The organism is Dokdonella sp. (assembly GCF_044227025.1).
Lineage (GTDB): Bacteria > Pseudomonadota > Gammaproteobacteria > Xanthomonadales > Rhodanobacteraceae > Dokdonella_A.
The window spans coordinates 783,296-804,005 of the sequence record NZ_JBGAFX010000001.1; the positions used below are offsets into that span (position 1 = coordinate 783,296).

Genomic DNA, 20,710 nt, shown 5'->3' on the forward strand with positions numbered 1-20,710 from the left:
GTCTAGCGACCCGCGCGCGGGTACATGAAGCGCTGGCCCTTGAACTCGAGCACCATGCCGTCCGCAGTGATCTCGCGCAGCATCACGCCGTCGCCGAGGTCGTCACCTTCGACGTGGCGTTCGCCCTTGATCACCACGAAGCGGTCGCCCGCTTCATCCGCATAGACGTGCATCGTCAGTGCGAGTTCCGGGATGTCCTTGCGGGTCGAGTACGGCAGGTCCCACACGGTCGGCAACACCGGCGCGGCCGGCGCGGGTCGACTGGCGACGGGCGGTTTCGTCGCCGCCGGCGGTGCCACGGGCTTCGGTGGCGGCGCAGCGGCCGCTGCCGTGGGAGCCGGTGCGGGCGTGGCAACTGGTGCAGGCGGTGGTGCCGTGGTGGCGGGCGTCGCCGGGCCGGTGATGTCAGGTCCAGCCGGATGCGGTGCGCCGGGCCCGGATGCGACGGCCTGTCCCGGCGCGGGCGCGGCAGTTCCTGTTCCGACCGGCATCGCCGGCAAGGGCGCGACCGAACCGGGGCGGTCGGTGGTCGGCATCGGAAGCACCGGCGCGGCCGTGGTGGGTGGCGCGGCGGGTTTCGCGGCCGGTTTCGGACTTGCCGGCTTCGGACTCGCCGGATTCGTGCTGGCGGGGTTGGGTGCGGCGGGTGCATGCACGACGGCCGGGCGGATCGGGTCGACCGGCGGCGTCGCGCCGTTCGTTGCCGGTGGCGTGTGGCGAAACCACCAGCCGACGCCGAGCGCGGCGACGATCAACACGACGACCGCGGGCAGCAGCGAACGACGCCGTCGCGAGAGCGGTGCGGGCGTGCCGAACGTCGGTGCTTCGCCGAGGCGGCGTTGCTGTTCGGATTTCTTCAGGGCTTCGAGGATCAACGACATGGGGTTTTCCGACAGCGTTCGGCGGGACGGTTATTCGACGGTGCGGGCGAGGTGCGGCCCGGCATCGTCGAGCGCCGACAGCGCGAACAGGGTTTCCGGTCCGATGATGCCATCGGCCTTGATGCCATAGCTTTGCTGCAACTTGCGCACGCGCTCTTCGAGCGCCGCGTCGAACGTCGTCGCCACCGTGGTCGTGTTGTCGAACGTCTTCAGACGCTCCGCCGCCCACACGACGCCGGGGCCGCTGGCGCCTCGATCGAATGTCGGCGGCACATCGGCGGGCAGGCGCCAGAGAACGATGAAGTCGCCGTTCCAGACCTTGGACAACGAAGCGCGCGCAAGTTCATGGCGCGTACCCGCGAGATCAATGCGCACATTCTGTTTGCCGACGCCTTGCAGCAAGGCATGCGCGCGGTGTTCGGCATCGTCGCCGAGCAGCAGGATCAGGGGCCGGTCGAAGCGCGCCAGCTGTTCCAGCGATGCGCGACCGCGCAGGCAGGCGATGCCGGGCGCGACGATCGCGGCGCAGCGGCTGGCCTCGCGCACCGACACCGAATCGGCGTCGACCTGCCAGCGTGCGAGCAGCTGCGTGAAAGCGGTCAATTCGGTTTCGGGCTTGCTGGCGAGGTGCGCGGTGAGGCGATCGGCTTCGGCATCGTCCTGGGCGGGCGCGGCGATTGCGGGTGCGGCTGGCACGAAGCGGGTCGGTGCCGGTCGCTGCATCCACCACGCGCCCGCAACTGCCGCCAGCACGAGCAAGGAGGCGATGGCCCAGCGGCCGTATCGTCGCAGCCAGTAGCGCGCATGCCCGGGGAGCGTCTCGTCGGCGGCGCGATCGACGAGGCGTTCGCCGATGCTGTCCTGTTCGCGTGCATAGCCGGCCATCAGGGCGCGGTCGGCGATGATGTTGACCAGGCGCGGAATGCCGCCGGAACGCTGGTAGAGGGCCTTCAGGCCGAGTCGCGAGAACGGCGTGCGCGCGCAGCCCGCGACCGCCATGCGATGACGCACATAGGTCTCGGTTTCGGTGCTGTCGAGCGGCGTGAGGTGGTAACGCGCGGTAATGCGCTGGGCGAGCTGTCGCAGTTCCGGCCGATCGAGGATCTCGCGCAGCTCCGGCTGGCCGAGCAGGATGATCTGCAGCAGTTTCTGCGTCGGCGTCTCGAGATTGGTCAGCAGGCGCACCTGTTCGAGCGAGTCGATCGACAGGTTCTGCGCCTCGTCGACGATCAGCACCACGCGCAGGCCCTGCGCGTAGGCATCGAGGAGGAACGCATTGAGCGTATCGGTGAGTCCCTTGAGGCTGCCGCGCTTGCCGTCGATGTCGAGCTTGAGTTCCTCGCAGACCGCCTCGACCAGTTCGACCGGCGACAGCTTCGGATTCAGTACCAGCGCGACGCGGGTGTTCTCGGGCAATTGTTCGAGCAGCAGGCGGCACAGGGTCGTCTTGCCGGTGCCGACCTCGCCGGTCAGTTGCACGAAGCCGCCCGATCCGCCCTTGCCGATCCCGTACAACAGGTGCGCCAACGCGTCCCGGTGCCGTTCGGACAGGAACACGTAGCGGGGATCCGGGGTGATCGAGAACGGCGGCTCGCGCAGGCCGTAATACTCAAGATACATGTGGCTACTTTACCCGACCGGCACCGACGATCGCCCGGACGCACCCGCCAGGTCCGGCGAAGCGGGCGGCTTCCGGCGTGGCGATCGGCCCGGACAGCGGGCAAAGTGTGACCCAATTCGCATTTGCACGCACCGGAATCGGTGCGCCGAGCTGACTATCTGCGCGTGCCGGTGCGCAGGCGGCGCGAGGTCGCGACTTGCTCGCCCGAGAACAACGCGATTGCGGTGCGCGCGACCTGCCCGGTGTCGTAGTAGGCATAGGCGCCGACCCCGAGCGCGCCGATGACCGGCAGCCAGCGCGTGATGCCGCGGCCGACCAGGCGTTTGGACAGGCTCATCCCGATCCTAGCGGCGATGCGTTCGATCACGCGCAGCGGCAGGTCCTGCACCAGCAGGCGTGCGCCGACCTGCACGCCGATGTCGCGCACGGCCTGAGCCGCCGCATGGCGGAACAGGCAGTACAGCATGTGCGAACGGGTCAGATCCGCGCTGACGCCGTAGACGCCGGCGATGTCGGCGACCATCTGGCGCTGGATGCCCCAGATCGCGACGAGTTCCGGCACGATCGTGAGCCAGCCGAGCGGCCCGGGCGGCAGGGCCAGCGTTCCGGCAGCGAGCGCGGCCTTGTTCGCGGCCGCCGCCGCTATTGCGCGCACGCGATCCTCCGGACTGCGGATCGCATGCTCCTTGGTCGCCGGAATCCGGCCCGCGAGGTCGAGCACGGCACGCGTGAGCCGCTCGCCCAAGGTCGAGTTCGCATCCTCGTCGACGCGGCGCGCGGGAACCTGCTTGCTCATTGTCACCTCATGGTGGCCGTTGTCGCGGCGACCACTCTCGCACGAACCTGCCGGCTCGCAGTTGAACGAAGCGGAGGACTCCCTCAATCGAAACCGTTCGCGAAGAGGTGATCGCCGCCGCGCAAGGTGCCGACGATCAGCGAGCGGGGTGCGCCCGCGGGTACCGGCGGGTCAAGCGGAGCGATCAGCGCGACGACGCCGCCGCTCAGGGTGTCGATGCCGTTCCAGCTGCCGCTCTGCTCGACGCTGGCGCCGGGCAGCGCGAGGGCGAAGAACATGTCGCCGTCGATGGCGTTGCCGGCCGGATCCTCGAACGTCGCGCCGGTGCTGTCCAGGGTCAAACCGAGCACCGACAACAGCGGGCGCGCGACGCTGGTGACGGGGCCGCCCGCGCGTGAACTGGCGGGATCGGGGGCGCCGCGCAGGCGTGCGCGGGTTGCCCAGCGGCCGCCGAGATGATCGAGGTAACCGCGCAGCTCGACCTGCCGCGGCTGCGCGATGCCGCTCGCATAGATCGCGTCGTCGTCGCGCAGCTGCGCCGCCCGACGCACATTGTTGCCGAGCACGGTCACGCTGCCGCTCGCGCCGGGCTGGACGTCCGCCGGTGCGACCGGGCCTTCGAGGCGGATCATCGGCGCATTGAACTGGATACCCTGCGCCGCGAACGCGAGATTCGCGCCAAACACGCCATCCACTTCGAGCGCGGCGCCGGGGACCAGATCGTCCGCGCTGCCGAAGCGGAATTCGGTGGTGTTGTCGTAGCTGACGACGTACGGACCGAACGCGAACGAGGTCGGCGACAACGCGGCGCCGACGACGCCGGTAAGCGCACCCAGGGCTCCGGGCGTGCCGAGCGGCACCGGGCTCACGCAGGCGAGGCGGGTGACGGTGTCGAGCAACGAGGCGGCAGTGAAGCCGGCGATCGCATCCGCGCGGATCTCGACGAACTGACCCACGGCGACCGCCGCGCCGCAATCTATCGGCGTGACGCCGGCGAGGCTGACCCGCTGCGGGCCGAGCATTGCTTCGCTGCCGTTGACCGCGCTGACATAGCCCGACAGCAGCCAGCGTGGCGTCGGCGTCGGCAGGTATTCGATGAACGAGGCGAGCAAGCTGGAGTTCGTGTCGACGTAGCCGCTGACGTCGAGGTGGTCGCCGAGCGCGATGTTGCCGATCGAGCCGCCGGGCACGCCGGTCAGCCCGGTATCGGCCGTAACGGTGACTTCCTGGCCGAGCACGCGCAGCGGATCGATCGAGGTGACCGCCCCGCGCTCGGCATACGAGAACACCACGGTAGCCGCGGCCGGTACGCCGCGTGGCGCCACCGTCGTCGCGTAGGTCGCCTCGATGCGCATGCCTCGCTTGAGGGGCAAGGGCGCGCCGGGCGCGAGCGGCTGGTCATCGACGACGACCTGTGTCTGCGAATCGACGACGACTGTGTGGCCGTTGACGTCGAGCACGTCGGCAGCGAACGCGAGCGTGCTGCCCATGCAAGCGAATGAAGCGACTACGAACTTCCACATGACGAACCCCCAGTTCGACATAGTATGCCGCTGCCCGCCGCGCGCGGGGAGATTGCCATTCAGCAGTTCATGTATTTCCAGTTGCGCGGCTTGCCTTCGGTCAGCCATTCGATCGTCTGCGCGAGACGCTGCGCGCGCGTCGCATCGCGCTTCGCCTCGCCGATCCACTCGATGTATTCGCGCCGGTTGCTGTTGCTGAACGCATCGAGGGTCGCACGTGCTTTGCGATTTTTCACAAGTGCGGTGGCGAGATCCGCGGGCACTTCGGCCGGCGGTCGCGGCTTCGCGGCCTTGGTGCGGCTCGGCGACGTGACGCCGGCCTCGTTCAACACCATCGCCTTCCTGACGAGGCTCGTCAGGTTCTTCTTCGACGGCAGGTCGGCAATGCGCGTGATGCAACCGAACTGGCCCATCGCCTCGTCATCCTTGCCGGTTGCCGCAACCAGCTTGCCGAGCCAGAAGCCGAATGCGACGTGCTGCTTGAACGCGGCCATGCCGCACAGCAGGCGCGCACGGTACGTGAAGTGCGGTGAACTCCACTTCAGCGTCTCTTCGACTTCGGGGCAGGCGGCATGCACTGCTGCGCGCAGATGCTCGAGGATCGGCCGCGCGAACTCGGCGGATTTCGCGATGTAGGCGTCGATGCGCGGATCGCGCGTGACCATGACGCAAATTCGTCAGTGCGTGCCGACGACCACGATGGTCTTGCCGGAGACTTCGATCATGCCCTGTTCCTCGAGCTGCTTGAGCACGCGTCCGACCATCTCGCGCGAGCAGCCGACGATGCGGCTGATCTCCTGGCGCGAGATGCGGATCTGCTTGCCTTTTGGATGGGTCATCGCATCCGGCTCTTCGATCAGGTCGATCAGGGTCTTGGCCACGCGGCCGGTAACGTCCATGAAGGCGAGGCGACTGACCTTGCGCGAGGTGTGCAGCAGGCGGTTGGTCAGCTGCGAGCCGATCGCGAACAGGATCTTCGGGCATTCGTCGCGCAGTGGGCCTTCGAACAGGTTGAACATGCGTTCGTAGCCGATCTCGGCCAGCTCGCACGGCGTGCGCGTGCGCACCATCACTTCGCGGCGCGGCGTCTCGACGAACAGTCCCATCTCGCCGATGAACTCGCCGCGGTTGAGATAGGCGAGGATCAGTTCGCGGCCTTCCTCGTCCTCGGAGGAGACGGTCAGCGAGCCGTCGATCACGTAGTAGAGGATGTTGGCCGAATCGCCGGGCCGGATGATCGCGGTCTTGCTCGCGTAGCGACGACGGTGGCAGGCGGCGAGGAAACGCTCCATCGCGGCCCGATCCGGGGTCAGCATGGCGGGCGCCTGCACGCGATTGATCTCGCGTTGCAGGTTGTAACGAAAATCGGCGATCTTGCCTTGCGCTTCCATCGGTTCCCCTTCCGCACGGTATCGCGGCGGTCAAACAGGCCCAGGGCGGAACGCACGGGCATCCATGCGTTTGCGAGCCCGCCAGGGCCGGACGAATCATCTTATTGCAATTCGCGCCGCGGGTGGCGACGGATTGCCCGGTGCGGGCGCCGACTCGGTTTCATCGGCCTGCCGCTTGGCCCATAATCCGCCCCCTTGGCGGGGCGTCGCGGATTCCACGGACGGCCCTTCGTCGTCCATGCCGCATTCGAGGTGGTGAGCCGTGGTCAAACCGATCCCGCGCCTGCAATTGCAGGGCTTCAACAACCTGACCAAGGCCCTCAGCTTCAACATCTACGACATCTGCTATGCGGTGTCGGAGGACCAGCGCCGGCGCTACATCGAGTACATCGACGAGCAGTACGATGCCGATCGCCTGACCCAGATCCTCACCGACGTGGCCGAGATCATCGGCGCGAACATCCTCAACATCGCGCGCCAGGACTACGATCCGCAGGGCGCCTCGGTGACGATCCTGATTTCCGAGCATCCTGTCGTCGACAAGCTCGGCAAGGACATGATCTCCGACGCGGTGGTCGCGCATCTGGACAAGAGCCACATCACGGTCCACACCTATCCGGAAACGCATCCACACAACGGCATCGCGACGTTCCGCGCCGACATCGACGTCGCCACCTGCGGCGTGATCTCGCCGCTGCGCGCGTTGAACTACCTGATCGACAGCTTCGAGTCGGACATCGTCACGATGGACTACCGCGTGCGCGGCTTCACCCGCGACGTGAAGGGCCGCAAGCATTACATCGACCACAAGATCAACTCGATCCAGGACTACCTGGCCAAGCACATCCGCCAGAAGTACGAGATGTTCGATGTCAACGTCTACCAGGAAAACATCTTCCACACGAAGATGCACGTGAAGGACTTCGACCTCGACACGTACCTCTTCGAGGCACAGGCCGACGATCTCTCGTTCAAGGAACGCGCGCGCATCGAGCAACTGCTCAAGCGCGAGATCGAGGAGCTGTTCCACGGGCGTAATCTGATGTGAGGCCCGTGGTTGGTGATTTGCAGGGCATTCGGTATTGCCGCGCTTCTGCATTTCCGAACCACGGTTCGCCAATCACGAATCACCGCGCTACAAGCGGTACGCCACCGCCTTCATCACGTTCGACGCAAACCGCATCAACGCCGGAATCGGCGCGGGCAGCGCTATGCCGCCGGCGGCGAGCGCGTGTTCGGCGTGGCGTGCCTCGTCCTCTTTCATGCGCGCGACGATCGCGCGGCTGCGTGCGTCGTTGGCGGGAAGGGCTTGCAGGTGTTCGCCGAGGTGGGCTTCGACCTGGCGTTCGGTTTCGACCACGAAGCCGAGGCTGATGCGGTCGCCGATCAGGCCCGCGCCGGCACCGATCACCCACGCGCCGGCATACCAGAGCGGATTGAACAGGCTGGCGCGGCTGCCCAGTTCTTCCAGGCGCTCGCCGCACCAGGCGAGGTGATCGGTTTCCTCGGCGGCGGCACCGAGCATCTGTCGACGCAAACCCTCGTCGCGCGCGACCGCGGCCTGGCCGAAGTAGAGCGCCTGCGCGCAGACCTCGCCGACATGGTTGATGCGCATCAGGCCGGCGGCGTGGCGGCGCTGCGCTTCGTCGTCTGTTCCATCGGCGAGATTGCCTGCGGGCGAGGGCGTTGAAGCGGTCGGCCTGGATACCGATACGGTTTCCAGTGCGCGCCCGATCTCGACGAGCAGGCGGTCGAGAGGCGACAGTGGGCGTTTGATCATGGCGACGGATTCTCCAGCTGTTGCGCGAGCAAGGCCAGCGGGTGGAGCACGGGGACGGAGTCGGCGCGCGATTGCAGGCCGTTGCCAAGGTGGATGCGGCAGCCGATGTTGGTAGTGAGCAGGAGTTCGGGAGCGAGCAGCGCGACCTGTTCCAGCTTCTCCTTGCGCAGGCGATCCGCGAACACCGGGTGCTCGATGAAATAGCTGCCGGCGGCGCCGCAGCAGCGCGGTTGTTCCGGCAGCGCAAGCACTTCGAGTTGCGGCACGCGAGCGAGCAGGTCGCGGATCGGCGCGGTCGCGCCAACGACATTGACCTGGGTGCATGGCAGGTGCAGGGCGGCACGCGCCGCACGCGGACGAAAGCGCAGCGCGGCGAAGCCGGGGTCGTCCGCGAGAAAGGCGTGGACATCGAGCACCCGCAGGCCGGTGCCGGCGGCGACCTGATCGCGCAGGTCGCCGTGGCAACCGCTGGCGCAGCTCAGGACCACCTGGACCCCGGTTTCGCACAGCGCTTCGCGCGTTGTCGCGGATTCGGCCGATGCACGCGCGAGGTCGCCGGCATGGCGCGGGAGCGCGCCGCAGCAGCGGGTTCCGGCGAGTTCGACCACGGCATGGCCGCTGGCTTCGAGCAGGCGTCGGGCTGCGGCGAGCGTGTCGCGGTCGTATACGCTGGCCACGCAGCCGCGGAACAGTGCGACCCGCGACGCTTTTGCCACTCTTGTCGGCCCGGCGGCGCGCGGAATCGGCGGCACGCCGGGCACGGTCGTCGCGAGCCGTCGCCAGCGCGACCCGCGCGGCAGCAGGCGCGCGATCCAGGGCGCCCAATGGGCTGCCCCGGTCGCCGCGCCAAGTCGGGCGAGGATGGTCAGCCGCTGCGGGTCGTGCAACCAGGTGGCCAGCCCGGTGGCGCGCGGCACGAAGGCTGCGCGGGTCTGTACCAGGATTTCCTCGTACTGCACGTCCGACGGACAGACCTTCTGGCAGGACAGGCAGCCGAGGCAATGGTCGAGATGGGCGAGCGCGGCGGGTGTCGGGTCGAGCCGGCCGTCTGCGAGCGCGCGGGCGAGCGCGATGCGCCCGCGCGGGGACTCCGCTTCGACGCGTTCCAGCCGGTAGGTCGGGCAGTGCGGCAGGCACAGGCCGCACATCACGCACTGGTCGGCGAGGGCCGCCAGGCGGTCGGTGCCGCCGGTCAGGCCGGAAAGAGGGACGGGCATGCGATTCATGCTAACATTCGCGGCTTGCACTGGATCGCGTCCCCGGCTTGCCAGCCTGGGGGACTTCCGCTATCCTCCCGCGCCCTCATTTAATGGCCCTCTTTCGGGGCCCAGCCAGAGTCTTACGGATATGAATACGATCAGCGCCAAGGCTGAAACCGTCAAACGCGACTGGTACGTGGTCGATGCCGCCGGCAAGACGCTCGGCCGCCTGTGCACCGAACTTGCGCACCGCCTGCGCGGCAAGCACAAGCCGATCTACACCCCGCACGTCGATACCGGCGACTACCTCGTCGTGATCAATGCGGAGAAGATCGCGGTCACCGGCAACAAGCTGGAAGACAAGAACTACCACCGCTTCACCGGTCACATCGGCAACCTCAAGACGACGTCGCTGAAGGACATGCTGGCGCGTCATCCGGAGCGCGTGATCGAGATCGGCGTGAAGGGCATGCTGCCGAAGAATCCGCTCGGCCGCGCGATGTACCGCAAGCTCAAGGTCTACGCCGGCACCGAGCATCCGCATGCGGCGCAGCAGCCGCAGGTCCTGGATATCAAGGCGTAACGCGGGAAACCACGCGAGTCCCTCGCAGGAGCCCGCACTTTCCGGTGCGGACTTTTCAATAACAGCAGCGAAATCACTATGGCTATCACGCAGAATTACGGCACCGGCCGTCGCAAGTCCTCCGCAGCGCGCGTGTTCCTGCGCAAGGGCAGCGGCGCGATCATGGTCAACGGCAAGACGCTCGACGACTTCTTCGGTCGCGAGACCTCGCGCATGATCGTGCGCCAGCCGCTCGAGCTGACCCAGAACCAGGACAAGTTCGACGTGCTCGTCACGGTCGAAGGCGGCGGCATGACCGGCCAGGCCGGCGCGATCCGCCTCGGCATCGCCCGTGCGCTGGTCGAGTACGACGAGGCGCTGAAGTCGCCGCTGCGCAAGGCCGGGTTCATGACCCGCGACGCGCGCGAAGTCGAGCGCAAGAAGGTCGGTCTGCACAAGGCCCGCCGCGCGACGCAGTACTCCAAGCGCTGATCGGTCTATGCGCTTGCGCCATCGGCGCAAGCGTCGGGCCGGTTCGCCGGCCCGGGGATGTGGAAGCCAGCTCAGACGGCCCCGCCGTGGCATCCGCGCAATCCCGCCCGTATTGGGGGATCGTCTAATGGTAGGACAACGGACTCTGACTCCGTTTATCTAGGTTCGAATCCTAGTCCCCCAGCCACACGTCTAAGCCCCTGTTTCGACAGGGGCTTTTTCGTTTCTAGCCCTCGTGCGCGTGGTCACCGGCTTGGACACTCAAGCCATGCGCATCCCGCACTACCTGGTTCGAACCCCCTCGGGCACCTACCACTTCCGCCTCAAGGTCCCTGCGGCGCTCCAGGCGGCGCTGGGCGTGCGCGTCGTCAAACGGAGCCTCGCGACGCGGGACGCGCGGGAGGCCGCCCTGCGTGCGTGTGCGTTGGCCGCGCGCTACGCTGCCGCCGTCGCGTGCGTCACGGAGGACGGTGTGCCCAAACCCCCATCCATCGACGACCTGGTGAGGCAGGCAGGCGAAGGCGGCATCCGCCCCTTCGAGCTGGAGCTCGACCCGGCGACCCGGGTGCCGACCCGAATCAAGACCGACGGCACAGCCGAGGATGCCGCGGCGGCCCTCGCCGCGATGAAGGTGGTCTTCGCTGCGCCGTTGCCCGAGCGCCTTGCACCACCACCGCCGCCGAAGCGAGTGAGCATGAGCCTCGGCGAAGCGCTGCGGACGTACGAGCTGACGGAAGGCCCGAGCCTGACGCCGAACACGCGTCGACAGCGCGCCCGCGCGTTCGCGTCGTTCCTGGAAACGATGGGTGCCGCGACACCCGTCGCCGACATCACCCGCCCGCAGGCGGCTGCATGGTCGACCAACCTCATTGCCGGCGGCATGGCGAAGCGCACCGCCGCGAACAACGTCAGCCATGTAGCGCAACTGTTCGAGATGCTCATCGCTCGCGGTGAAATCGAGCAAGGAAAGAACCCTGTCAAAGGGCTCGTTGTGATGAGCAAGCAAGAGAAGCGACGGAGAAAAGCGGAGGGTCACACCTGGGAACCGTTTGAGCTCGACGACCTCAAGCGCCTTTTCGCGCCCGAAAACTTCCGACGGCTGACCAGCGATCACGCGCGGTGGGGGGCGCTCCTGGGGCTCTACACCGGCGCACGGGTGGGTGAAGTGGCCCAGCTGTACCTGCGGGACTTCAGCATTGAAGGCGCACAACCGTTCGTGTTCATCCGCGCGGACAGCGATGGGCAGTCCGTGAAAACGGAGTCGTCGGAGCGCAAAGTGCCCTTGCATCCGGACCTCATTGAACTGGGTCTTTTTAAGTACATCGAGCGCTTGAAGAAGGATGGCGCAGAACGCCTGTTCCCGCACATGCGAATCGACGGCAACGCGGGCTCGGGAAATGCGATTTCGAAAGCGTTCTCCTACTACCTCAAGCAGCTCGGCGTGAAGCCGCGCCGTGAGAATGGCCGGATTGGCTTTCATTCACTGCGTAAGAACGTCGTGCAGGCGATGCAAGGCGCGAAGGTGCCGGGTGAACTGCGAAGGGCCTTCGTGGGGCATGAGGTGGGTGACAAAGACGTCCACGAGGAAATCTACATGCGGGAGTGGACTGCCGAGGAACTGGCCACCGTTTTCCCGGCGCTGTCGTGGAGCGAGTGGCTGGACATCGCGGTGCTACGCGCACTGTCGGTCTGATGGTTGTCTTTCGGCCCGCATCTATCCGCGATGGCTTCCTAGAGCGGAGCGCAGAGACTGCATCGCGAGCAATAGGCCCGTCTGGCCTCGGACGCCCATCTTCGCGCACACAGTCTTCAGCCTCGTGCGCATGCTGCCCAGTGTGATGCACATGGCATCCGCCGCGTCCGCGAGGCTGCGCGAGCCGTCCAACAGACACGCCAGTTCTGCCTCACGCTCCGTGAGTCCGTACGCATCACGCAGCGCGCGCCTAAGCGTCGTCCGGCTGGCTTTCGCTTCGGTGCGTTGAACGAACAATGCGACGCGCACCGCTCCGCCGTATTGCCCGCTCATGATGGGGTGAGCTGCTGCGTGCGCGACCGTTCGTCCGCTGGCGTCCGTCAGGCGCACTGCCATCGCCATCGCGTGAACAGAAGGACCGTTCGCTGCGGCGTCGATCGCTTGAGCGAGGAGCAAGGTGCCTTGGCCGTGGAGCGCGGCGGGCCTCCCGCGGCGGATGGCGAGCCAATCTTCTCGGGCGAGTAGAGCATCGGCCGCTGCGTTCGCTCGAACGAGCACGCCGTTTTGGTCGAGCAACAACACCGCCGTGGCCACCCATCGAGGACATCGACCAGCCCGCGCTCGGCATCGGTGAGGAGACCCAGTCGTTCGCGCAGCTGGCACGCGACGACCCAGTGCGGCGCGAGGCGACCCAGCAGTGCGAGCTCGGCGCCGCGGTAGGGCCCGCGCCGTTCGTCCCGCAGCAAGGTAAGACTTGCGACGTGCGCGCGATCGTGCAGACCAACGAGGCCCACGCCGTGCGCGACATCCATCGGGCGCAGAAAGTCGTCCCAGAACACGGTGCGCTTGAGTTCGGAAAGCGACAGCACGTCATCGGATACCCGCAGCTTGCCCGGGCCCTGCGCTTCACCGGGGGGCGGTCGCCACGGGTTGTGCGCGGCGTAGCGGCTCTCGTACGCCACGGCCGACGCCGCCTCCGCACCGACGAACGCGGGCAGGCTGTCGCGCCCTCGGGTGAGATCCACCGCGACGATGGCGGCGGAGCGGCTTCTCGTCGCGCGCGTGATCTCGCCTAAGAGATCGGTGGCCCAGTCGGCTTCCGCGACTCGGCTGTACAGCGTCAGGAGGATGCGGTCGTACGCGGAGCTCATGGGCCTACTTCGGCGGACCGGCGAGGGATTGTCCATTCCCATCTGGGAATGCCGTCGTTCGCGCGCGATCAGCAGCATTCGAGCCGTCCCGTTCCTGTGCTCGGTGATGCCCCATGCTGGCCGTCGCTCTCCTCAACCCCTGCGAGAACCCTTCGAGTCGCCTGGCTTGGCGGTGCTCTTCGTCTTCGACGTGGCTCGGGCGATGCGCTTTTCCAGTTCGCGCGCGAACGCCACGAACTGGACGTCGTAGACAGCCGCCAGTTCCCGTACCTGGAGCAGCGTGCCCGAGCGCACGCCCCGTTCGAGGTCCGAGACGTAGGTCTGCGGGCGGTCGAGCTGCGCGGCAACCCATGCTTGCGTCAGTCCTCTCTTGGTGCGCAGGTCCCGCAGCAGCGCGGCGATTTCCTGCTGGGCAACGGAGTAGAGAGATGGTCGCATGGCCTTCCTTCCGGAGGGCAGCGAACCTAGTACCTGTATCCCGTATATCTAAAATTCAGATCATAACCTGTTTTTCAGGTAACCTTGCTCGTCACCGCGAGTCCGGCCAGGTGCCGCTCGCCGGACAGGGAGCAGGACCATGAGTGGTGGACAGCGGGAGGGTATGGCCCGGAGCGGGGCACTTCTCGGGGTGGTTCTAGCGGCGGCGTGCCTCGGTCTGCCCGCTTTGGCGGCCGACGCATCCGACGGGATGTTCTTGCCGGTCGCCGATATGACGTTCTCGCGCTACGCGAGTGCCGGCGCCCTGCTGAACAGTGGGACAGTCGTGCTCTACGGCCCCTCGTACGACGGGGACGCGTACGATCCGGTTGCGGGCACCTGGAGCGCGACCGCGCCCATTCCTTCGCCGCGCTTCAACGGCCACCTGTTCGCTTTGCCGGACGGCGACGCGTTGCTGGTCGGTGGCGACCCGACGGACGCGCGGACGGTGCGCTACGTGTCTGAGACACGGTCGTGGGCATGGGGACCGGCCCTTCACGCATCCCGCCGGTTCGAGCAGGCTGCCGCGTTGGCGGACGGCCGCATCCTGGTGGCGGGCGGTTTCGGCGCCGATGCGGCGCCCACGAACAGCGCCGAGATCTACGATCCTGCGACCGGCGCGTTCACAGCGACCGGGTCGATGCCGCGACCGCGCGCGGGCGGCAGCGCCGAGCTGCTCGCCGACGGGAGGGTGCTCATCGCGGGTGGCATCGACGCGACCGGAAACGCTGACCCCTGCGCAACGGTGTACGCCCCAACGACTGGAGCGTTTACCGCTGGCGGCTGCTTCGCCGCAGCGACGCACGGTCGCTTCATGCCGGCGGCAGCGCGGCTCCACGATGGTCGTGTGATCGTCTTAGGCGGTCAGACGTATTTCCTAGGCAGCACACGCTTGGCACCGGACGCCGACGTGTACGACCCCGCGACGAACCGATGGACGCAGCGCCTCGCGGCCGCCCGCTTCGAGCACGCGCTGACCACGCTCGACGATGGGCGCGTCTTGGCCATCGGTGGCGTCGACGACTGGAACAGTCCAATCGAGACCACCGAAATCTTCGACCCGGTGCTCGATGCGTTCCGCGTGGGGCCGCCGCTGATAGTGCCGCGCTATGGACATACGGCCACGGCACTGCCTGGCGGACGCGTGCTGGTGGCGGGCGGGCGCATATCGGCAAGCGAGTGGACGACGAGTGCCGAGGTGTTCCTGAGCGACGCCCTTTTCTCAGCAGATTTCGAATGATTGGGAGGATGACATGAACGGTCCCGCGGTGATGGTGCTGGTGGCGGTGGTGTTTCTCGTCTGGTGCATGGTTGTGTTCGCGCGCCGCGGCGGAGGGAAGGGCGCGTTGGCGCCGGAATGGAACGCAGCGTGGGGCGCGAAAGGCACGGCGGAACGTCCGTTTGAGCCAACGGTGAGCGGCCCGGGCATCGCGATCGACGCGACGCACAGCTGGTTGTGGGTCGCTACGGACGAACACGGCCACCGACTCATCGACAAAGCCGACGTGCGGGGCTGGAAGCACGAATGGAGAGAGGTCAACCAGGGCCATACACAGCTGGAGTTCTGGAACAACGCGATCGTCATCCGTCTGGCAGATCTGGCAGTGCCCGTCGTGCGGGTGTCGTTCGGTCGCGACAAGGAGCTGGCGAGCCAGTGGCAAGCGCGTTTGACGACCTGGATGAATGGGTAGCGCGCCCCTGGGCAGTCGGCGCTCCGGCATTCGCCGTCGGGCCATCACCCATCGCGACGCGCGCACGCGTCGCCACAAATCAAGGGGAAGCACATGTTCAAGAAAAGTGTGACGGTTGTATTGGCGGCGGTCGCGGCGGGATGCACGGCCACGCAAGGCACGCGCATCGACGCCGACCAGACCACCGACTTCATCAAAGGGCGCACGACGAAGGCCGAGGCCGTGTCCAAGCTCGGCGCCCCGTATTCCGAAAGCAGCGCACCGAGCGGCAGCGTGCTGCTCTACGTCTTCAGCAAGCGCACGGCGCAGGCGTCAAACTTCGTCCCGGTGCTCAACTGGTTCAAGGGCCGCACCGACAGCGAAAGCCAGACGTGCCGGTTCCTCTTCGACGTGAAGGGCACGTACCAGAGCCATGACTGCACGGGCGCCAGCGCCACGCAGCGTGCCGCGCTGGAAGAGACCCGTCTGACGCCCGCGCATTGAGGGCGCGCGCTGACGCCCTTGGTGCACACACGGCGCATTAGCGCAGCGCGCCTTGCACGACGCGCTTGATTGTCCTAAAACGGCGGCGTCCGCAGGCGAGCGCCGCGGACGTTGTGCCCATACCGCTTAGCTGATGGGTGCCACGGGATGAGCTTTAAGCCATCCCGGGCTCTCCCTTTTTCTATCAGCTGAGAGGTGGTGTCATGACGCATTCGATCAAGACGGCCCGCGCGCGGGCCTTTCACCGCCAGAATGGACGCTGCTGCTATTGCGACGGTCCTGTCTGGCTCGCCAACCCTGTGGCTTTCGCCCGAGCGTACGGTCTGACCGCCGCTCAGGCCGCCCAGATGCGAGCGACGGCGGAACATCTTCGAGCGCAGTGCGACGGCGGTCGAGGCGGCGCCAACATCGCGGCCGCATGCTGGCTCTGCAATCGGCGCCGCCACCAGCGCAGAGGTGATGCAATGCCGCCGGAGCGCTATCGCCAGCACGTGGTGAAGCGCGTCCGAAAGGGTCGCTGGCACCCGTTTCCATTGGCATATGCGTTGCGCTCGCGACGGCCAAGGCAGTGAGTTCGCCTCAAGCCTTCGCATCAACGTTTACGATGCCGTGTCGGGCGCGTCCGTCATCGCGGTCGTCTCAACGCGCGAAGCATCGCCTTCTTGGGAGTACCTTCGCTCGGACCGCGGGTGCTGCAACGGCTTCGCCGTCGTCCACTGCGTTTCCGTCCTGCGGATGCATTACCCGCTCATCGTCCGAGCGGCCGGTTTCCCACGGCGCCACCCCGCGCGCCGGCAGGAGACCGAACATGGTGGTGCGCGACCAACTCGGCAGGTATAGCTTTCGAGGCAAGCAGAGCGAAACCGACATCCTCGGCATCGCGGAAGACATTCTTCAACGCCGACTCGAACGCTTGGGCACAATGACCAGCCCGGACCAGAGCGCGCAGTTTCTGCGCATGCGGCTGGCCCACCTTCCACACGAAGAGTTTCACGCGGTATGGCTCGACAACCGGCACCGGGTGCTCGCCATCGAGTCGCTTGCCCGCGGAACCATCGACGGCGCGTCCATTCACCCACGCGAAGTCGTGAAGGCGGCGCTGCGCTGGAACGCGGCCGCAGCGATCTTTTCGCACAACCATCCTTCGGGCGATCCCGAACCAAGCGCGGCCGACCGAGCCATCACGAGGCAGTTGAAGGAGGCGCTCACGCTCGTCGAGGTCCGCGTTCTGGACCATGTGGTCGTGGGTGCAGCCGGCACGGTGTCGCTGGCACAGCGAGGATGGTGCTGAGGCACCTCGATGGTCATGTCGGCGCGAGCACACAGCGCGCCGGCATGCGCTTCCGCTCCCGGGCGCGTCGCACCGGCGTTTCACCCATGGGACGGCAGTGGAGTGGGCGCATCAGAACCCTCGGGCGGGTGATGATCCGCTCATTGTCCTGCTGCCCCCATGCCGTTAGCGGCGTGGCCGCATGATTGAAGCTGCTCGGCCCATCATGACGTACACAAGCCGAAGCTGGTCGAGAGTGAGCCGTCCCACCTTATCCATGTCCTTGGGATGGGGGTAGTGGCCGCGCGTCGGGCCGTTGCCTCGAATCCCGCCGCGGTGCGGCGCAAGCGATCGAGCCCGGCGCTCTTCAGGCTCTCTCGCCGCCGCAGTAGGATGCTGCATTCAACGCGCTCAGCACTGCTCACGGGGAAATCCGGATGACCATCTCTATTCCATTGGCATTGAAGTCGGCCATCGAATCCGGCGACTGTGTCTTGTTCCTCGGTGCTGGTATCGGCGCTCACCTACAGGGCCTGGATGGGAAACCCCTCCCGGATGCCGCCGCGCTCAGCGGGGAAATGGCCGCCCATTTCAGCATTTCTTTTTCCGGAGATCCGCCATCGCTGTCGAAGATGTCGCAACTCGTCGAGATACGAAAGACGCGGGAACAACTGGACGAATTTTTAAGGAAGCGGTTGGCCAATTCCGAACCGGATGACGTCCTCGGGTGGATCACGACCCGACGGTGGCAAGCCATTTACACGACCAACTACGATTCTGGAATACCAAGGGCCTACGAAAAAAGCGCTAGGCCGGCTCAAACCCCGCGCGTCATCTCCAAGACCAGCGAGTTGAACCTTTTGCAGGATTTCGAGGTGCCCATTTATTTCATTCATGGCGCACTATTTGGGGCAAGCGCGACCGGCCGCGTGGTCATCACCGAAAAGGATTACACGCGCTTCCGAGAAGAGCGGCGCATGCTTTTTGAGCGGCTCAAGAATCACTTTGCCACGTCTCCCTTTTTGTACATCGGATATTCGAACCGGGATCCCAACTGGTCGTTGGTTCTCGATGAGGTTGAGGAAGAGTTCTCGCCATCCCGGACGCCGCGATCGTTCCGAGTCTGCCCGCATGAAGACGCCTTTGATGAAGAAATCTTGTTGAGTCGGAACATCGAGACGATTCACACCGATTTGGCCGGATTCGTCGCCACCACACAGGCGGTCCTCAACGAACTCGCCGTCGACTCCGATAAGCTGGGTCGCCTTCGAAAATTGGTGCCTCATGACCTTCGGGAAGCCTTCGACAAGAACCCGGCCGCGGCGACGCGCTTGTTGAACTCCTGGGATTACGTGAATCAAACCGATTTCAGTGCCGCGTCCAATCTTCAGGATTTTTTGCTCGGCGACCGTGCCAAATGGAGCCTGTTGGCCGAACGGAAATTTTTCAAACGCGATATTGAAGACGACGTGTTTGACGAGGCGCTGGATTACATCACCGGGGAGAACGCGAAACCCGGTGTCATCCCCATTCTTGGCCCCGCGGGATACGGGACCACTACTCTGCTCATGGCCCTTGCGACTCGACTTGTCGATGAGCGGGCCGGTCGGGTGTTTTTCCACCGACCCGGTGCCGCGCTCTTGGAAGGCGATATCGATTTCGCTGTCTCCCTATTTGGTGGTTCGACCATCTTCTTCATCGACGACGCTCCGCAAAACGCCGCGGTCATCGTGAATGTGCTGAATGGGTTGCGGGCGACAAAAGCGCGGGCGCTGTTCGTCCTAGGCTCACGGTTGAACGAATGGTCCCAAGCTCGGTTCCGTATCTCGTCGAAAAGTTTCGAGATTGATCCGCTCTCCGACGCAGAAATTGAACGGCTCTTGAAATTTCTAGAGAGCAACAATGCCCTGCAAGGGCTCGCCAACTTGAAGGAAGACTTGCGCTTCGCATTCATCCGGACGCGCGCAAATAAGGAACTTTTGGTGGCTCTCCGAGAGGCCGCCGATGGTCGAGGGCTTGGTTTCGACGCAATCATCGAGGATGAGTTTCGAAAAATCGGCAGCGACGTGGCCAAGGAAGCCTACCTCACAGTCTGTTGCTGCTACCAGTTCGGCGCCTACGTTCGTGACGCGACGTTGGCGAACATGCTGAACCGCTCGTTGACCGACTTCTATGAGGCTATCGCGGATGCGACCAACGGCGTCATTGTTTTCGATGTCGTCGACCAAGTGGGTGGCATCACCGCTGCTCGGGCGCGCCACTCCACGATTGCCCGAATCGTCTGGGAGCGCTCCGGCTCGCCCGCGGGCAAGGACGCCGTCCTTCAACGCTCGCTGGAGTTGTTGAACTTGACCTACCGCGTGGACGTGGAAGCGTTCGAGCATTTCACCCGAACCGACAGACTGATTGACTCCATCCGCTCGTTTGACGACAAGGCACGCTTTTTCGAGACCGCGTGTCGGAAGGATCCCGAAAACCCGTATGTGCGTCAGCACTACGCTCGCATGCTGTTGCGCGCCGAAAAGCCGGAACTGGCGTTGGGGCAAATTGAAGAGGGGATATTGCTCAACCCCAAATCCGTGCCCAAGGTGCTGCTGCATACCAAGGGAATCATCCTGACCGAACTGGCCACCAGCATTGAGAGCACGGATATTGCCCGCAAGAGGATGGTCCAGGCCGAGGGGGTCTTCCGCTCTTCCATCCAGAAAAATATCAGGGACGACTACGCGCACACCGCGCTCGCTCAACTGTATTTAAAATGGGCGCAACGTGATTCGATTTCCGAAGACGAGTCTTCGGATTACTTGACCAAGGCCGAGGGAGCTGTGAGCGAAGGCCTGCGCGCGTGCTCGGACAAAGAGGCTTTATGGGTCGTCTCCGCTAGCATCGAACATAAGCTGGGGGACCAGCCAGCACGGATGAAAGCTCTTGAGAAGGCAGTCAAGGAAAATCCCATTGGTGTTGTCCCGCGCTTTCTGCTTGGCCGCCTTTACCGAAAGAAGGGGAAACACCAAGAGGCCATCGCGATCTTGAAACCCGTTGTTGAAGGCCACCCGGAGGAGTTCCGGGCGGTGCAGGAATATGCGCTCGCCATGCTGGACGGAGGCGCCAAGTTGCCCGAGGCCATCGCCGTGCTCCGCCTTGGGGAGACTTACGGCCTTAGCGACCTGCGTTTCATCTGTCTGCTGGGCGGCCTCTTGTTCCTGGATAAGCAATTCGACCGTGCCGAAGAGGCATTCGGTGCCTCTGAACGCCGCGACTTCGCCTACAAGGATTTGATCACTATTAATTTCCGTCCCAAATCCGGACCCGAATGCTCGAACCAACTGACCGGCCGCGTGGTGCGCATGGGCACGTCCTATTGTTTCGTGGAGGTCCAAGGGTATCCGCTGTTTTATTGCCCGTTCGTTCGAGTGGGAAAACTCTCGCTGCGCGTGGGCGCGGACATTCGCTTCCTGTTCGGCTTCGCGGCCAAGGGCCCGCGGGTGGATGAGATTCTTTGGGCGAGCAATTGAGGGCTACTGCTGAGCCTCGTTCTTCGAGTTGAGCTACGGGCGGCGCATCACGTTGGCCGTTTTGCGCACTACCTAGCGCTCTGACGCGCGAGCCATCGAGCACGTACGCTTGACCTAGATGGCAGCGGCTCGACGTGATCAGGGAACGAGCGGGTGGCCGCCAACCCAGTAAGGCATGGCGATAA

19 protein-coding genes and 1 tRNA gene are annotated in these 20,710 nt (G+C 65.5%); 10 read left to right on the forward strand and 10 right to left on the reverse strand.

The window, feature by feature from the left end; translation table 11 throughout:
• Nucleotides 1-2: 2 nt before the first annotated feature.
• From ACILRJ_RS03445 to crp, 6 genes are all read right to left on the reverse strand, one after another.
• Entirely contained in the window at nucleotides 3-881 is an 879-nt protein-coding gene (locus ACILRJ_RS03445; RefSeq protein ID WP_395680403.1) for a general secretion pathway protein GspB, read from the reverse strand.
• A gap of 30 nt (nucleotides 882-911) precedes the next feature.
• A complete protein-coding gene (locus ACILRJ_RS03450; protein ID WP_395680405.1) occupies nucleotides 912-2,501 on the reverse strand; it encodes an AAA family ATPase in 1,590 nt (529 codons plus the stop codon).
• Nucleotides 2,502-2,656: 155 nt separating this feature from the next.
• Nucleotides 2,657-3,298 (reverse strand): hypothetical protein, encoded by a 642-nt coding sequence (locus tag ACILRJ_RS03455; RefSeq protein ID WP_395680407.1) that lies wholly within the window; start codon nucleotides 3,296-3,298, stop codon nucleotides 2,657-2,659.
• Between the two features lie 83 nt (nucleotides 3,299-3,381).
• Nucleotides 3,382-4,821, reverse strand: coding sequence for a DUF5666 domain-containing protein (locus ACILRJ_RS03460; protein ID WP_395680409.1), 1,440 nt, complete (start codon nucleotides 4,819-4,821; stop codon nucleotides 3,382-3,384).
• Nucleotides 4,822-4,880: 59 nt separating this feature from the next.
• A complete protein-coding gene (locus tag ACILRJ_RS03465; RefSeq protein ID WP_395680411.1) occupies nucleotides 4,881-5,486 on the reverse strand; it encodes a YdeI family protein in 606 nt (201 codons plus the stop codon).
• Nucleotides 5,487-5,498: 12 nt separating this feature from the next.
• Nucleotides 5,499-6,113 carry a cAMP-activated global transcriptional regulator CRP gene (gene crp, locus ACILRJ_RS03470; protein WP_395680764.1) on the reverse strand — a complete coding sequence of 205 codons (615 nt, stop codon included), beginning with the start codon at nucleotides 6,111-6,113 and terminating at the stop codon, nucleotides 5,499-5,501.
• Nucleotides 6,114-6,474: 361 nt separating this feature from the next.
• Between crp and speD the strand changes: the two genes are divergently transcribed.
• A complete protein-coding gene (gene speD / locus ACILRJ_RS03475; RefSeq protein WP_395680413.1) occupies nucleotides 6,475-7,260 on the forward strand; it encodes an adenosylmethionine decarboxylase in 786 nt (261 codons plus the stop codon).
• A gap of 87 nt (nucleotides 7,261-7,347) precedes the next feature.
• Here the strand turns inward: speD and coq7 are convergent, their stop codons facing one another.
• Together coq7 and ACILRJ_RS03485 are read right to left on the reverse strand one after the other, a co-directional pair.
• Entirely contained in the window at nucleotides 7,348-7,992 is a 645-nt protein-coding gene (coq7, locus tag ACILRJ_RS03480) for a 2-polyprenyl-3-methyl-6-methoxy-1,4-benzoquinone monooxygenase (RefSeq protein WP_395680415.1), read from the reverse strand.
• Nucleotides 7,989-9,218, reverse strand: coding sequence for a (Fe-S)-binding protein (locus tag ACILRJ_RS03485; protein WP_395680417.1), 1,230 nt, complete (start codon nucleotides 9,216-9,218; stop codon nucleotides 7,989-7,991). The genes coq7 and ACILRJ_RS03485 overlap by 4 nt, the downstream gene beginning before the upstream one ends.
• A gap of 121 nt (nucleotides 9,219-9,339) precedes the next feature.
• Here ACILRJ_RS03485 and rplM point away from each other — a divergent pair, with 121 nt between their 5' ends.
• From rplM to ACILRJ_RS03505, 4 genes are all read left to right on the forward strand, one after another.
• Nucleotides 9,340-9,774 carry a 50S ribosomal protein L13 gene (rplM, locus tag ACILRJ_RS03490; protein ID WP_395680419.1) on the forward strand — a complete coding sequence of 145 codons (435 nt, stop codon included), beginning with the start codon at nucleotides 9,340-9,342 and terminating at the stop codon, nucleotides 9,772-9,774.
• A 78-nt stretch (nucleotides 9,775-9,852) separates the two neighbouring features.
• Nucleotides 9,853-10,245: a 30S ribosomal protein S9 gene (gene rpsI, locus ACILRJ_RS03495; RefSeq protein WP_395680421.1), complete on the forward strand. Its 393-nt coding sequence runs from the start codon at nucleotides 9,853-9,855 to the stop codon at nucleotides 10,243-10,245.
• Nucleotides 10,246-10,358: 113 nt separating this feature from the next.
• Nucleotides 10,359-10,432 (forward strand) — tRNA-Gln (locus ACILRJ_RS03500).
• Nucleotides 10,433-10,513: 81 nt separating this feature from the next.
• The gene (locus ACILRJ_RS03505) at nucleotides 10,514-11,938 is read left to right on the forward strand and encodes a DUF6538 domain-containing protein (RefSeq protein WP_395680423.1); all 1,425 of its coding nucleotides are present in this window, start codon (nucleotides 10,514-10,516) and stop codon (nucleotides 11,936-11,938) included.
• Between the two features lie 380 nt (nucleotides 11,939-12,318).
• Here ACILRJ_RS03505 and ACILRJ_RS03510 read toward each other — a convergent pair whose 3' ends face one another.
• Nucleotides 12,319-13,167 carry a hypothetical protein gene (locus ACILRJ_RS03510; RefSeq protein ID WP_395680424.1) on the reverse strand — a complete coding sequence of 283 codons (849 nt, stop codon included), beginning with the start codon at nucleotides 13,165-13,167 and terminating at the stop codon, nucleotides 12,319-12,321.
• Nucleotides 13,168-13,221: 54 nt separating this feature from the next.
• Nucleotides 13,222-13,527 (reverse strand): helix-turn-helix domain-containing protein, encoded by a 306-nt coding sequence (locus ACILRJ_RS03515; protein WP_395680426.1) that lies wholly within the window; start codon nucleotides 13,525-13,527, stop codon nucleotides 13,222-13,224.
• A gap of 250 nt (nucleotides 13,528-13,777) precedes the next feature.
• On the opposite strand from ACILRJ_RS03515, the gene ACILRJ_RS03520 reads away from it, so the two are divergent.
• The 5 genes from ACILRJ_RS03520 to ACILRJ_RS03540 all read left to right on the forward strand — a co-directional run bounded on the left by ACILRJ_RS03520 (nucleotide 13,778) and on the right by ACILRJ_RS03540 (nucleotide 20,525).
• On the forward strand, nucleotides 13,778-14,806 hold the full coding sequence (locus ACILRJ_RS03520; RefSeq protein ID WP_395680428.1) for a Kelch repeat-containing protein: 1,029 nt from the start codon (nucleotides 13,778-13,780) through the stop codon (nucleotides 14,804-14,806).
• A gap of 13 nt (nucleotides 14,807-14,819) precedes the next feature.
• Nucleotides 14,820-15,257 (forward strand): hypothetical protein, encoded by a 438-nt coding sequence (locus ACILRJ_RS03525; RefSeq protein ID WP_395680430.1) that lies wholly within the window; start codon nucleotides 14,820-14,822, stop codon nucleotides 15,255-15,257.
• Nucleotides 15,258-15,350: 93 nt separating this feature from the next.
• Nucleotides 15,351-15,740, forward strand: a complete 390-nt coding sequence (locus ACILRJ_RS03530) for a hypothetical protein (RefSeq protein ID WP_395680432.1) — start codon at nucleotides 15,351-15,353, stop codon at nucleotides 15,738-15,740.
• 808 nt (nucleotides 15,741-16,548) lie between these two features.
• Complete coding sequence (radC, locus tag ACILRJ_RS03535) at nucleotides 16,549-17,031, forward strand: DNA repair protein RadC (RefSeq protein ID WP_395680434.1); 483 nt, start codon at nucleotides 16,549-16,551, stop codon at nucleotides 17,029-17,031.
• Between the two features lie 416 nt (nucleotides 17,032-17,447).
• On the forward strand, nucleotides 17,448-20,525 hold the full coding sequence (locus ACILRJ_RS03540; protein ID WP_395680436.1) for an SIR2 family protein: 3,078 nt from the start codon (nucleotides 17,448-17,450) through the stop codon (nucleotides 20,523-20,525).
• The last annotated feature ends 185 nt before the right edge of the window (nucleotides 20,526-20,710 follow it).

Bases quoted from the DNA above. Each gene is read 5' to 3' on its own strand.
- ACILRJ_RS03530 (WP_395680432.1), top strand. From the start codon at position 15,351: ATGTTCAAGAAAAGTGTGACGGTTGTATTGGCGGCGGTCGCGGCGGGA.
- ACILRJ_RS03515 (WP_395680426.1), bottom strand. From the start codon at position 13,527: ATGCGACCATCTCTCTACTCCGTTGCCCAGCAGGAAATCGCCGCGCTG.
- ACILRJ_RS03445 (WP_395680403.1), bottom strand. From the start codon at position 881: ATGTCGTTGATCCTCGAAGCCCTGAAGAAATCCGAACAGCAACGCCGC.
- ACILRJ_RS03465 (WP_395680411.1), bottom strand. From the start codon at position 5,486: ATGGTCACGCGCGATCCGCGCATCGACGCCTACATCGCGAAATCCGCC.
- ACILRJ_RS03460 (WP_395680409.1), bottom strand. From the start codon at position 4,821: ATGTGGAAGTTCGTAGTCGCTTCATTCGCTTGCATGGGCAGCACGCTC.
- crp (WP_395680764.1), bottom strand. From the start codon at position 6,113: ATGGAGCGTTTCCTCGCCGCCTGCCACCGTCGTCGCTACGCGAGCAAG.
- rpsI (WP_395680421.1), top strand. From the start codon at position 9,853: ATGGCTATCACGCAGAATTACGGCACCGGCCGTCGCAAGTCCTCCGCA.
- ACILRJ_RS03505 (WP_395680423.1), top strand. From the start codon at position 10,514: ATGCGCATCCCGCACTACCTGGTTCGAACCCCCTCGGGCACCTACCAC.
- ACILRJ_RS03510 (WP_395680424.1), bottom strand. From the start codon at position 13,167: ATGCTGCTGATCGCGCGCGAACGACGGCATTCCCAGATGGGAATGGAC.
- ACILRJ_RS03540 (WP_395680436.1), top strand. From the start codon at position 17,448: ATGACCATCTCTATTCCATTGGCATTGAAGTCGGCCATCGAATCCGGC.
- ACILRJ_RS03455 (WP_395680407.1), bottom strand. From the start codon at position 3,298: ATGAGCAAGCAGGTTCCCGCGCGCCGCGTCGACGAGGATGCGAACTCG.
- ACILRJ_RS03520 (WP_395680428.1), top strand. From the start codon at position 13,778: ATGTTCTTGCCGGTCGCCGATATGACGTTCTCGCGCTACGCGAGTGCC.
- ACILRJ_RS03450 (WP_395680405.1), bottom strand. From the start codon at position 2,501: ATGTATCTTGAGTATTACGGCCTGCGCGAGCCGCCGTTCTCGATCACC.
- coq7 (WP_395680415.1), bottom strand. From the start codon at position 7,992: ATGATCAAACGCCCACTGTCGCCTCTCGACCGCCTGCTCGTCGAGATC.
- ACILRJ_RS03525 (WP_395680430.1), top strand. From the start codon at position 14,820: ATGAACGGTCCCGCGGTGATGGTGCTGGTGGCGGTGGTGTTTCTCGTC.
- radC (WP_395680434.1), top strand. From the start codon at position 16,549: ATGGTGGTGCGCGACCAACTCGGCAGGTATAGCTTTCGAGGCAAGCAG.
- rplM (WP_395680419.1), top strand. From the start codon at position 9,340: ATGAATACGATCAGCGCCAAGGCTGAAACCGTCAAACGCGACTGGTAC.
- ACILRJ_RS03485 (WP_395680417.1), bottom strand. From the start codon at position 9,218: ATGAATCGCATGCCCGTCCCTCTTTCCGGCCTGACCGGCGGCACCGAC.